Raw genomic sequence first — 12,511 nt, forward strand, 5'->3', positions numbered from 1 at the left:
CCTTCTTTTTTGCAGGAGCGCACCCTGTGCGCGCATGCCTTTGGCGATCAACTGCACGATCACGCACAGGCTGCGCACCTGCAGGCGAAGCCTGTCGCGCTCAGCGCTGGTGGCAGCCGGTGCAGGAGAACGCGCTGCCCAGCATGATCGGGTTGGCGGGCTTCTGGCCGGGCACGCCAGGCGCATTGAACGCAACGACATTGGCCTGGGCGTCGCGGATGCGCTGTTCGAGCACTTCGCGATAAGGCCACTGCGCATAGTCCGGTGAGCGCTGCGCCAGTGCGTAGATCTTGGTCGCCGTCTGCCAGTCTCCCGACTTGGTCAGCATGTCGCCCATGTTGAGCATGAAGCCTTCCTCGTTGTGCGGGGCCATGGCGGAGTTGAGGCAGGCGCGCGCATCGCGCGTGCCCGCACTGGCGCCGCGCATGGCCTGGCTGAAGCGGTCGAGGTCGGTGCCATGGCGATCGAGGCGGGTGTGCGCGCACACCTCGAGATCCTGCCATTGCAGTTCCAGCGCCTGCCTGAAGCCCTCGCTGTCGGCTGGCTGGTTGCTGGCCACGTAGCCGGCGGTGAACAGGTTGAAGGCGGGCCAGTCCTTGACCGCCTGCTGCATGACGGCCATGCCTTGCTGGCGCAAGGCGTCGTCGCGATCGAGCTGTGCTTCGGCCAGCATCGCGCTGGCGAGGAAACCGCGGAAACGTGCGTCGGCAGGGTCCAGCGCCGACGCCCGGGCGAAATACTTGCGGGCCAGCACCAGGTCGTCGGTGATGCTCGGCGGCGTGTGCTCCAGCCGGTTGCGCTCGGCGGCCCGCCACATGTGCAGCCAGCCCACGTGCGCCGCGGTCTGTGCATCTTGCGGGTTGCGCAGGTAGGCCGCGGTCTCGGCTTCGAGGGCTTGCTGCAGGTGCGCGTAGTCGCCGCGATGGAACGTGTCCAGGAACAGCTGGTCGGCTTGTACCGCCGCCGGCTGGCGCGGGGCGTCACCGCCCGCCTGCGCGACGGCCAGGCCCGCGACCAGGCAGCCGGTGATGGCCAGGGCGGCAATGAACGCCGTGGGAATGAACGGCTGCAGCGGTCGCAGCAGGGACGAGCGTTTCATGGCGCACTCCTTGGCGGGGTTGGTGTGCAAAGCGTGCCCGCCAGGCGATGGCGCCGGCAGCGTGGCCTATCAGCCATCGCCACTGACAGCTGTCATGCACGAAGCCTAAGGGCCGAATGAACGCAAGGCGTCGAGGTGCGGTCGATACGGCGAGGGCTGGCGGATAATCCCGGTCCGATACGCTCACTGGCCATGGAGCTGCGCATGCGTCCCACCCTGTTCGTCTGTCTGTTCGCCCTTGCCGGATTCACCCCAGCCTTCGCGCAGACCGCCGGGTCCGCGACGCCGGCGCCGCCGTCCACGGCGGCGGCGACCAACCTCGAAGCGGTGACGGTAAGCGGTGTGCAGCCGGGTCCGGGCCTGTGGAAGGTGAGCAAGGGTGACCACGTGATGTGGGTGCTCGGTACGCTGTCGCCGCTGCCCGACCACATGGAATGGAAGACCGACGAAATCGAGCAGACCATCGCCGAATCGCAGGAGGTGCTGGGCCCGCCCTCGGTGGCGCTCAAGCCCAAGACCAACTTCTTCGGCAAGCTGTTCCTGCTCCCTTCGCTGGTGGGCGCGCGCAAGAACCCCGATGGCCAGACCCTGCAGCAGATGGTGCCCGCGCAGGACTATGCACGCTGGCTGGTGCTCAAGCAGCAGTACCTGGGCAATGACCGCAGCGTGGAAGACTGGCGCCCGATCTTTGCTGCGGTGGAGCTGTACGACAAGGCGATCAAGCGCCATGGCCTCACCGGCTCGGGCGGCGTGAAGGATGCCGTGCGCGACCTGGCCAAGAAGCACAACGTGAAGTTCGAGACGGTCCGCTACACGCTGATGGTGGACGAGCCGCGCAACGCGGTGAAGACCTTCAAGTCCTCGCCCATGGACGACCGCGAATGCTTTGGCCGCACGCTGGATACGGTCGAGCGCGACCTCGGGCGCATCACCGAGCGCGCCAATGCCTGGGCCACCGGCGACATCGAGACCTTGCGCGGTCTGCCGATGAACGACCAGCGCGAGGCATGCATTTCCGCCGTGACCGAAGCGGGCTTCGCCAGGCAGCTAGGCTTCAGCGATGTGCAGCAGAAAGCGCAGTCGATGTGGATCGAGGCGGCCGAGCAGGCGTTGAACACCAATACGCAGACCTTCGCCATGCTGCCGATGGAAGACGTGCTTTCGCCCAAGGGCCTCATCGCGCAGCTGAAGGAAAAGGGTTATTCGGTGGAGGCGCCAGACGGCAGCGACGCCGAGGGTGTGGCGCCAGCGCAATAACGCAGCCAAATCACCGCCCACCGGGCGCATTCGCACCCTGTGCGCGACCATGACGGCGACACCGCTGGTCAATCCTTCACCGCCATGTCGTGTTGGCTTTGTAGATCAACCACCTGCGATACCTATCCACAGGCTTCTCCCGTGCGCATCCACATCGGCTGTGGAAAACAGCCTGGCCTACGCCTTCGCGACGTTTGATCGCGCACAGGGTGCGCTCCTGCAAATAGCGCGAGGGACGACAGGGCAGGGCGCCTGCCCAACGGCAACGCCCCGAACATGGTCCAAACGGTGGCTTATCCGGCGCTAGCCTGGTCCAGCAACGCGATCTCATCCTTGCCCAGCTGGAGTTCGACGGCGCCGAACAACTCCTTCAGTTGCGGAATCGTGGTGGCGCTGGCGATCGGGGCGGTGATGCTGGGGCGGGCGATCAGCCAGGCCAGTGCCACCTGCGCGGGCGTGGCGTTGTGTGCGGCCGCCACCTTGTCGAGCGCAGCGAGCACGCCCAGGCCGCGCGGGTTCAGGTACTTCTGCACCGCGCCGCTGCGTGCGGCGCTCTTGCCGAGGTCCGCCTCGCTGCGGTACTTGCCGCTAAGGAAGCCGCTGGCCAGAGCGTAGTAGTTGATGACGCCAATGCCCTCGGCGACCACCAGTGGCTCGAGCTCCTGCTCATAGGCTTTGCGGCTGACCAGGTTGTATTCCGGTTGCAGCGTTTCGTAGCGTGGCAGGCCAAGCTCGGCGGAGAGCTTGAGTGCTTCGCCAAAGCGGTCGGCACCGTAGTTGGAGGCGCCGATCACGCGCACCTTGCCTTGTTCGATCAGCTTGGCAAAGGTCTCCAGCGTCTCGTGCAGCGGCACCGAGGCGTCGTCCTCGTGGGCCTGGTACAGGTCGATGTAATCGGTCTGCAGGCGCTTGAGCGAACCCTCCACGGCCTGGTTGATGTTCATCGGCGACAGGCCAGGATGCTCGGCCCACTTGGCTACCTTGGTGGCGATCACCACCTTGTCGCGCTTGCCGCTGCGCTTGAGCCATTTGCCGATGATGGTTTCCGATTCGCCGCCGCGGTTGCCCGGAACCCACGCCGAATAGACGTCCGCGGTGTCGACCAGGTTGAAGCCTGCGTCGACGAAGGCGTCCAGCAGTTCGAACGAGCGTGCTTCGTCCGCGCTCCAGCCAAATACGTTGCCGCCGAATGCAAGGGGCGCCACCGAGATCGAGGATCGGCCAAGGGGACGAAGATTCATGGATGTGCTCCGCATGCGATGGGGGAGGGGTACGTTTACATGCATACTCGAAACGCTGGTTTCGCGCGAGTATACGCGCCGCCGATGTGATGCCGAGGCGAGCGCGCCACCGTTACGGAGAGGACGTTCGATGAAAGCCAAGGCAGTAACCGCACTGCGGTGCGCGATCGTGATGGGTATGTGCACGTGGGTGGGCGCATCGTTGGCGCAGCCCGCCGCGCAACCCTGGAGCAACGTCTCGCTTGCCCCCGACGCGCGGGCCAGGCTGTTGCTGGCGCAGCTGACGCAGGACGAGAAGTTCCAGCTGATCCGCAGCTATTACGGCGGCCCCGATCGTCCCGCCAACAACCCAGTGCCGAAGGGTTCGCTCGGTTCGGCCGGTTACGTGCCGGGCATACCACGGCTGGGCATTCCTGCGCTGCAGGAGAGTGATGCCGGCCTGGGCGTGGCCAGTTCCGATCGCATCCGCGCGGGCCATTACGCCACGCCGCTTCCGGCGGGGCCGGTGACCGCGGCCAGCTGGGATCCGCAAGTGGCGTTTCGCGGTGGCGCGATGATCGGCGGCGAGGCGCACAGCAATGGCTTCAACGTGCTGTTGGCCGGCGGCATCAACCTGATGCGCGAGCCGCGCAACGGTCGCAACTTCGAGTACGCCGGCGAGGATCCGCTGCTGGCCGGTGCCATCGTGGGCGCCGCGGTGGGCGGCGTGGAAAGCGCGCATGTGATCTCCACCATCAAGCATTACGCCCTGAACGACCAGGAGACCGCGCGCGACACCATCAACGTGGAGATCGGCGAGCAGGCCATGCGCGAGTCCGACCTGCTGGCGTTCGAGCTGGCCATCGAACGCGGCAAGCCAGGTTCGGTGATGTGTTCGTACAACAAGCTCAACGGCGACTGGGCCTGCGAGAACGATTACCTGCTGAACCAGGTACTCAAGCGCGACTGGCACTACCCCGGCTTCGTGATGTCCGACTGGGGCGGCACGCACAGCGCCGCCAAGGCGGTGAATGCCGGCCTCGACCAGGAGTCGGCCGGCGAGGTGTTCGACAAGCAGGTCTACTTCGATGCGCCGCTGCGCGACGCGCTGGCCAAGGGCGAGGTGAAGCAGGCGCGCGTCGATGACATGGTTCTGCGCATCCTGCGCAGCATGTTCGCCGCGGGCGTGTTCGAGCATCCCGCCCAGCCGTCGCCGATCGACGAGGTGGCCAACCTGGCCGTGGCGCGGCAGACGCTCGAAGCGGGCGCGGTGCTGCTGCGCAACCAGCAAGGCCTGTTGCCGTTGGACGTGGGCAAGCTGGGCTCGGTGGCGGTCATCGGTGCCCATGCGGACAAGGGTGTGCTCGCCGGTGGCGGCTCGTCGCTGGTCAGCGCCAAGGGTGGCAATGCGGTGCCCGGACTGGCGCCCGCCGGCTGGCCGGGCCCGGTGATGTATCACCCGTATGCGCCGCTCAAGGCGCTGCGTGAAGCCGCACCCAAGGCCAATATCCAGTTTGCCGAGGGCAACGACGTGGCCGCTGCGGCTGCGTTGGCGGCGAAGTCGGACGTCGCCGTGGTGTTCGTGCAGAAGTGGGCCGCCGAATCGGTGGATGCCACCGACCTCTCGCTGCCCGATGCCCAGAATGCCCTGGTGGCGGCCGTGGCGAAGGCCAATCCGCGTACCGTGGTCGTGCTGGAAAACGGCGGCCCGGTGACCATGCCCTGGCTGGACCAGGTCGGCGCGGTGCTGGAGGTCTGGTATCCCGGCGGTGACGCCGGCCATGCCATCGCCGATCTGCTCACCGGCAAGGTGAACCCCTCGGGCCGCCTACCGCTGAGCTGGCCACGCGACGTCTCGCAATTGCCGCGTCCCGCGTTGCCGGGTGCCGGTGGCGGTACGCCTCCCGCTTCGGTCGACTATGGCATCGAAGGTGCCGACGTCGGTTATCGCTGGTACCAGTCGCGCGGCATCAAGCCGTTGTTCCCGTTTGGCTATGGCCTGTCCTACACGAGCTTCAGCCATGGCTCGCTCAAGGTGAGCGCGCAGGGCCACCAACTCGAGGCGACGCTCGAGCTCAGCAACACCGGTACCCGCGCGGGTGCCGAGGTGGCCCAGGTCTATGTGCAGTTGCCCGGCGCCAAGGCACGGCGGCTGGCGGCATTCACCAAGGTCAACCTGCAGCCGGGCGAGCATCGCCAGCTGACCATTCCGCTGGAACCGCGCCTGCTCGCCCATTTCGACACCACCACGCACCGCTGGGTCGTGCCGGGTGGCTCCTACAGCGTCGCCGAAGGCCACTCGTCCGCCGAACTGGGTACGCCGGTCGTCGTGCAACTCAAGCCGGGCGCGCTCTGAAACTCAGCTTCGCCGCCTTCATGGGCGGCGACCGCGCCTACCGCGGGGGCATGCTTCAGCCGCAACCGCCTTGCGCCGCCAGGCTGGGGACGGCGACCGCGTTGGCCAGCTGTTGCTCTGCCTTGGGTGCGGGTTGGCGCTTGCCCTTCGGCGGACGCCCCCGTTCCTCTTCGCCCGCCAGTCGACGGGCCAGTTCGAGGTCGGCGATGTGTCCATGCATGAACAGCAGGTTCGTGAAGAGCGAGCTCATGAGATCCTCCCGTTGCCGCCTTGTCTAAGCGTGGCTTCAAGATAGGCGCCTCGCAGGGTGCGAAAAAGCGATATATTCGCAAGCCAGACTTGAGAGAAATTCAAATGGCACGGGTGTCACTGGATCTCCTCCAGCAGTTCGTGCAGGTGGCCCGGCTGGGCAATCTGTCGCGCGCGGCCGAGCAGGCCAATCTCACCGTCAGCGCACTCAGCCACCAGGTTCGCCAGCTGGAGCAGCGGCTGGAGCGCAAGCTGTTCGAGCGCGGCCCGCGCGGCGTGCAACTCACGGCGGAAGGGCGCCGCCTGCTGGAAGCGGTGGGGCATCACTTCGAGGGCATCGATCGCGCCATGGCCGGCTTCCGCTGCCGGCGCGAGGACGTGCTCACGCTGAGCGCGATTCCCGGCGTGATGTCGAGCTGGCTGGTGCCGCGCCTGGCACGGCTGGTGGCGGCCCACCCGGAGCTGCAGCTCAACCTGCAGTCGAGCGTGGAGCTGGTGAACTTCGAGCGCGATCCAGTGGATGCCGCGGTGCGTTATGGACGCGGCCCGTGGCCGGGCCTGGTCACCGAGCGCCTGTTCGGCGAATGGATCGCGCCGGTGGCCTCGCCAGCCCTGCTCGCGCGCATGGGCGACGCCGATCCCAACGATCTCGGCCAGTGGCCGCTGCTCGGTGATCCCGGTGATCGCTGGCGCGACTGGTTTGCCGCTGCCGGTGGCCAGCCGCCGGGACGCTACGTGGCCCATTTCGACAACACCGATGCGCTGCAGCGCGGTGCCCTCGAAGGCATGGGCGTGGCGCTGGGGCGCATGGTGATGGCGCGACCGCTGGTGGAAGCGGGTTTGCTGAAGGTGCTGGGCGACCGCTACCAGCAGATTCCCGAAGCCTATTTCCTGGTGTATCCGGAACACGCGAAGGGTCACGCCGGACTGCGCACGTTCCGCGAATGGCTGCTGTGCGAGGCGGGCAAGTACGCCCAGGCCATGTCGTCGGCAACCAATGGCGAGGGCATGGCGTAAAACCTTCGCCGTGGGTGGTGAAAGGCCGGCTCCAGCGATTCGTGTTTTCCTGCCGTCGGACGAGCGCGAGCGCTTTGTCCATCCACCATTTGTATACGTAGTGGCCGGCAAGCTGCCCCCGCTATGCTTTATCCGTCTTGATTGATGTTACGTACCAGGGGTTTTCGATGAATAGCCGTGTGATCCTGGGGCTGGCAGCGCTGCTGCTGGCCGCGTGTAGTGGTGGCACTGCGCCGGAGGCGCAGGCACAGGACCAGCCTGCGGGCGAGCTGGTGCCGCCGACCACCGCCAGCGATTTCACCGCGTCGCAGCTCGACCAGGTCATCGCCGGCAACTGGCGCTCGCCGGAAAACCGCGCCCGCGATGTCTATCGCCACCCCAAGGCCACGCTGCAGTTCTTCGGCATCCGTCCCGACCAGACGGTGGTCGAGATCACCCCGGGCGGCGGCTGGTACAGCGAGATCCTCGCGCCGCTGCTGCAGGACAACGGCCATTACATCGCCGCCGTCGCCAAACCCTCGGGCGAAGGCGAGGCCAGCCGCAACCTCAGTGGCCTGCGCGCGAAGTTCGCGGCCGATCCTGCCCATTACGGCCAGGCGCAGGTGCTGGAGTTCGATCCCAAGGCGCCGTCGTTCGGCGCACCGGGTTCGGCCGACCTGGTGCTGACCTTCCGCAACGTGCACAACTGGGTCGAAGCGGATACCGCGCCGGCCATGTTCAAGGCGTTCTATGCCGTGTTGCGTCCGGGCGGCGTGCTGGGCGTGGAAGACCATCGCGCGGCCGACAACGCCACGCTCGATGCGGTGAAGGGCAGCGGCTACCTGCCGACCAGCTACGTGGTGAAACTCGCCACCGATGCAGGCTTCAAGCTCGAGGAAAAGAGCGAGATCAACGCCAATCCGAAGGACACCAAGGATTACCCCAAGGGTGTCTGGACGCTGCCGCCCACGCTCACCCTGGGTGACCAGGATCGCGCGAAGTACCTGGCCATTGGCGAATCGGACCGCATGACGCTGCGCTTCGTGAAGCCGGCGACGCCCGCCGCTTCCGCGTCCACGCGCTGAGTCGCCAGGATCACGCGCCCCCGCGGCGCGCGATGGTGTTGCCCATGTTGCTTGCGCTCAACAAACCCTACGGCGTGCTTTGCCAGTTCAGCGATGCGGATGCTCGTCGCACGCTGGCCGAGTTCGTGCGTCAGAAAGATGTCTACCCGGCCGGCCGACTCGACCACGACAGCGAAGGCCTGTTGCTGCTCACCGACGACGGCCGGCTTGCCCACAAACTCACCGACCCGCGCCACAAGCAGCCCAAGACCTACCTGGTGCAGGTTGACGGGCAGGTCACCGACGAGGCCATCGCCGCGCTTCGCCGCGGCGTCATGCTCAACGACGGGCCGACCCTGCCGGCCGGTGCCGAACACGCCGCGGAACCGGACTGGCTGTGGCCACGCGACCCGCCGGTGCGTTTTCGCAAGCTCATCCCTACCAGTTGGATACGCATCACCTTGCGCGAGGGACGCAATCGCCAGGTGCGCCGCATGACGGCGGCGGTGGGTTTCCCCACCCTGCGCCTGATTCGCGAACGCATCGGCCCCTACGCGCTGGATGGGTTGGAACCGGGCGCTACGCGCATCATCACCCCGTAGGAGCGCACCCTGTGCGCGACTATGGCGGCGACACCGTTGGTCAATCCTTCACCGTCATGTCGTGTTGGCTTTGTAGATCAACCACCTGCGATACCTATCCACAGGCTTCTCCCGTGCGCATCCACATGGGCTGTGGAAAACGCGGGGATCGACGCACGCGCGGCGTGTGATCGCGCACAGGGTGCGCTCCTACAAGAAGCGCGGCACGCCCTCGCTGTAGGAGCGCACCCTGTGCGCGACCATGACGGCGATACCGCTGGTCAATCCTTCACCGCCATGTCGTGTTGGCGTTGTGGATCAACCACCTGGCGTACCTATCCACAGGCTTCTCCCGTGCACGTCTACAAACGCTGTGGAAAACGGCTTAGCGGGCGCTTTCGCGGCGCGTGATCGCGCGCGCTCGCCGGATCAATCCAGGTTGAAGAACGCCTTGGCCGTGGCGGTGCTGTTGGCGGCGGTCACTTCCACCGGCTCGCCGCGGTCGCGCGCGATTTCCTGGCAGATGTGGCGCAGGTACATCGGCTCGTTGCGGCGGTGCGAGGGCTGCGGGCGCACGGTGCGCGGCAGCAGGTAGGGCGCGTCGGTCTCGATCATCAGGCGGTTGGTGGGGATTTCCTTCACCAGCTCGCGCAGGTGGGTGCCGCGGCGCTCGTCGCAGATCCAGCCGGTGATGCCGATATGGCAATCCAGCGCGAGGTAGTCGCGCAAAGCCTCGCCGGTATCGGTGAAGCAATGCACCACCGCGCCGGGAATCTTGTCGCGATAGCGGCGCAGCAGTGCGACGAAATCGTGGTGCGCGTCGCGCTGGTGCAGGAACAGCGGCTTCTGCACGTCCACCGCGATCTGCAGCTGGCGCTCGAATACGGCCAGCTGCACGTCGCGGGGCGAGTAGTTGCGGTTGTAGTCGAGCCCGGTTTCGCCGACGGCACGCATCTCCGTGTGGGTGGCCAGCGCGCGCAGCAGGGCGTCGGTGGCGTCGTCGTAGTCGATCGCATGGTGCGGATGCACGCCGGCGGTGGCGTACAGCACGCCAGGGTGGGCCTGGGCCAGCGCCAGCGCATGCGTGCTGCCGTCGGCCGAGGCGCCGGTCACCACCAGTTGTGCCACCCCGTGGTCCTTCGCGCGCTGCATCACGGCGTCGAAGTCGTGATGGAACGATTCGTGGGTAAGGTTGGCACCGATGTCGATCAGCTGCATGGGACGGCTACGCGCGAAGGGGCCGGCTATTGTCCCAGACCCGTGGCGATGTGGCATCCGACGGCAGGGCGGCCTGGCGCTCTGGGCAAGGGCAAGGCGTGTTCCGCGCCGGCGACCATGTCCTGTCCGCAGGCATGCGCCAAGCACGGGCCGGCGCGGGGATGCTGCGCTGCGGGATGCCGCTCGGCCATGACGTGTCGATGACCATGCCCCATGGCCGCAGGGCGGCGCTCGTCGCTGGCGCAAGCAGGGTGGGGCCGGAAACGGCCCTCCCCATGCCCTGGAAAACACCGGTCTGGGGGCATCGGTGGGCGGGTTTCGGCGAGTTCTTGCGCCTGAACGGCGGTGCCGTGCGAGCCGGTGGCGGCAAGCGAACCGTCATGCGGCCCGATTACGCTCCGGCTCTCGTTGAACGCAGGGACCCGGGCGTGGTCGACAACTGTGAGCGATGGTGAGGAACCGTGCTCGCGTGGCGCCCAATGGGTGTGTTACGAATGCGTCCTCGTTGCCGTTGGGGGCGGCATGCGCGAGGGTACTTACACTGGAAGCGGGGTGAGCACATGTCGGCAGTCGCAAAGCCGGTCGCCAACAAGGAAGATATGGCGATGGAAAGCGGTGAGGCGGCGGTCTGCGCGCTGCTGGTGGCCCGTGGCCGGCTGAAGGACACAGATCTCGTCCGGGCGCGCCGGCTGCACGAGGAGTCGCCGGAAGGCACGCTCACCGCGCTGATGGCCCGGCTGGGCCTGGTGTCGGAGCGCGACCTGGCCGAGGCCTGGTCCGAGCGGCTGGATACCCCGCTGCTGGCGGCACGCGATGCCCCCGAGTTGCCGCCCGCCGAGCTGGACGTATCCGTGCGCTTCCTCAAGCAGCAGCACGTGGTGCCGGTGCGGGTGGGCGAGGATGGCCTGGCGCTGGTGGTGGCCGACCCGGCCGATCCTTATCCGCTGCAGGCGATGCAGCTGGCCGCCGGCCGGCCGGTGACGCTGCGCATTGGCCTGCGCTCGGAAATCGACGACCTGATCGAGCGCTACTACGGCTCCGGCCGTTCGGCGATGGGCACCATCGTCGAGAACCTGGACGGCAGCGCCGCCGTCGAGGACGACGTGGAGCACCTCCGCGACCTCGCCTCCGAGGCGCCGGTGATCCGGCTGGTCAACCTGATCCTGCAACGCGCGGTGGAACAGCGCGCTTCGGACGTGCACATCGAGCCGTTCGAGAACCGCCTGAAGGTGCGCTACCGCATCGACGGCGTGCTGCATGAAGTGGAGGCGCCGCCGTCGAGCTCCACCGCGGCGGTGATCTCGCGCGTGAAGATCATGGCCAAGCTCAACATCGCCGAGCGGCGACTGCCGCAGGATGGCCGCATCCAGCTGCGCGTGCAGGGCAAGGAGCTGGACCTTCGCGTGTCCACCGTGCCCACCAGCTTCGGCGAATCGGTGGTGATGCGTATCCTCGATCGCGAGTCGGTGGTGTTCGATTTCGCCTCGCTCGGTTTCACCGACAACTTCCAGCAGCGCTTCGTCGACGTGCTGGAACGTCCGCACGGCATCCTGCTGGTCACCGGCCCCACCGGCTCGGGCAAGACCACCACGCTGTATACGGCGCTGTCGAAGATCAACACGCCCGACGTGAAAATCATCACCGTCGAAGATCCGGTCGAATACCAGATCGAAGGCATCAACCAGATCCAGGTGAAGCCGCAGATCGGCCTGGATTTCGCCGGTGCCCTGCGCTCCATCGTGCGCCAGGACCCCGACGTCATCATGATCGGCGAAATGCGCGACCTGGAAACCTGCCGCATCGCCATCCAGTCGGCGCTTACCGGTCACCTGGTGTTGTCCACGCTGCACACCAACAGCGCGGCGGGCGGCATCACGCGCCTGCTCGACATGGGCGTGGAGGACTACCTGCTCGGCTCCACCGTCAACGGCATCCTGGCGCAGCGTCTCGTGCGTCGCCTGGATCCGGAGACGGCCGTTCCCTACGAGGCACTGCCCGAGGTGATCGAGCAGTTCGAGTTGCACAAGTACACCAACGAACGTCCCATCCGTTTGTGGAAGCCTGGCAGCAGCGCGGCCAATCCCACCGGTTATCGCGGACGCCGCGCCATCATGGAGTTCCTGGTGATGAGCGACCCCCTGCGCCGCCTGGTGATGCAACGCGCCGACGCCGGCGAGATCGAGCGTCTCGCGCGCGCCGAAGGCATGCGCACCATGTACGAGGACGGTATCGCCAAGGCCGTGGCGGGCATCACCACGATCGAGGAGGTGCTGCGTGTCACGCAGGAGAGCTGATGGTTTGACGTCCCCCGGCATTTGCCGAATGGCCCGGGGTGCGTCCCCAAGAAAGGGTAGCGCCTGCGTGCTTGCGAGCTGGCCCGACCTTATCCGCCGTCATCCCAGCCTTCGCTGGGATGACTGCCTTGCAGTGGCGCATCGGGTGCTGTCCGCGCTGCGCCATGTACGGGCCAA

General features: G+C 66.8%; 10 protein-coding genes. 6 read left to right on the forward strand and 4 right to left on the reverse strand.

Going from position 1 to position 12,511, the window contains the following annotated elements:
* Positions 1–100: 100 nt before the first annotated feature.
* Entirely contained in the window at positions 101–1,099 is a 999-nt protein-coding gene (locus DVU99_RS11600; RefSeq protein ID WP_114240374.1) for a hypothetical protein, read from the reverse strand.
* A gap of 204 nt (positions 1,100–1,303) precedes the next feature.
* Between DVU99_RS11600 and DVU99_RS11605 the strand changes: the two genes are divergently transcribed.
* Positions 1,304–2,356 carry a TraB/GumN family protein gene (locus tag DVU99_RS11605; RefSeq protein ID WP_114240430.1) on the forward strand — a complete coding sequence of 351 codons (1,053 nt, stop codon included), beginning with the start codon at positions 1,304–1,306 and terminating at the stop codon, positions 2,354–2,356.
* 293 nt (positions 2,357–2,649) lie between these two features.
* Here the strand turns inward: DVU99_RS11605 and DVU99_RS11610 are convergent, their stop codons facing one another.
* The gene (locus DVU99_RS11610) at positions 2,650–3,597 is read right to left on the reverse strand and encodes an aldo/keto reductase (RefSeq protein WP_114240375.1); all 948 of its coding nucleotides are present in this window, start codon (positions 3,595–3,597) and stop codon (positions 2,650–2,652) included.
* Between the two features lie 172 nt (positions 3,598–3,769).
* On the opposite strand from DVU99_RS11610, the gene DVU99_RS11615 reads away from it, so the two are divergent.
* Positions 3,770–5,932 (forward strand): beta-glucosidase, encoded by a 2,163-nt coding sequence (locus tag DVU99_RS11615; protein WP_232823577.1) that lies wholly within the window; start codon positions 3,770–3,772, stop codon positions 5,930–5,932.
* A 55-nt stretch (positions 5,933–5,987) separates the two neighbouring features.
* Here the strand turns inward: DVU99_RS11615 and DVU99_RS11620 are convergent, their stop codons facing one another.
* Positions 5,988–6,182, reverse strand: a complete 195-nt coding sequence (locus DVU99_RS11620; RefSeq protein WP_114240377.1) for a hypothetical protein — start codon at positions 6,180–6,182, stop codon at positions 5,988–5,990.
* Positions 6,183–6,286: 104 nt separating this feature from the next.
* On the opposite strand from DVU99_RS11620, the gene DVU99_RS11625 reads away from it, so the two are divergent.
* The 3 genes from DVU99_RS11625 (at position 6,287) to DVU99_RS11635 (ending at position 8,843) form a co-directional block, all read left to right on the forward strand.
* Positions 6,287–7,198 carry a LysR substrate-binding domain-containing protein gene (locus DVU99_RS11625; protein WP_114240378.1) on the forward strand — a complete coding sequence of 304 codons (912 nt, stop codon included), beginning with the start codon at positions 6,287–6,289 and terminating at the stop codon, positions 7,196–7,198.
* 167 nt (positions 7,199–7,365) lie between these two features.
* Positions 7,366–8,262: a class I SAM-dependent methyltransferase gene (locus DVU99_RS11630; RefSeq protein WP_114240379.1), complete on the forward strand. Its 897-nt coding sequence runs from the start codon at positions 7,366–7,368 to the stop codon at positions 8,260–8,262.
* 44 nt (positions 8,263–8,306) lie between these two features.
* The gene (locus DVU99_RS11635; RefSeq protein WP_114240431.1) at positions 8,307–8,843 is read left to right on the forward strand and encodes a pseudouridine synthase; all 537 of its coding nucleotides are present in this window, start codon (positions 8,307–8,309) and stop codon (positions 8,841–8,843) included.
* A 408-nt stretch (positions 8,844–9,251) separates the two neighbouring features.
* On the opposite strand, the gene DVU99_RS11640 is transcribed toward DVU99_RS11635, so the two are convergent.
* Complete coding sequence (locus DVU99_RS11640) at positions 9,252–10,040, reverse strand: TatD family hydrolase (protein ID WP_114240380.1); 789 nt, start codon at positions 10,038–10,040, stop codon at positions 9,252–9,254.
* A 599-nt stretch (positions 10,041–10,639) separates the two neighbouring features.
* On the opposite strand from DVU99_RS11640, the gene gspE reads away from it, so the two are divergent.
* Positions 10,640–12,334, forward strand: a complete 1,695-nt coding sequence (gene gspE, locus DVU99_RS11650; protein WP_114240432.1) for a type II secretion system ATPase GspE — start codon at positions 10,640–10,642, stop codon at positions 12,332–12,334.
* Positions 12,335–12,511 lie beyond the last annotated feature (177 nt).

It is taken from the genome of Dyella sp. C9 (assembly GCF_003332825.1).
Classification (GTDB): Bacteria; Pseudomonadota; Gammaproteobacteria; order Xanthomonadales; family Rhodanobacteraceae; genus Dyella.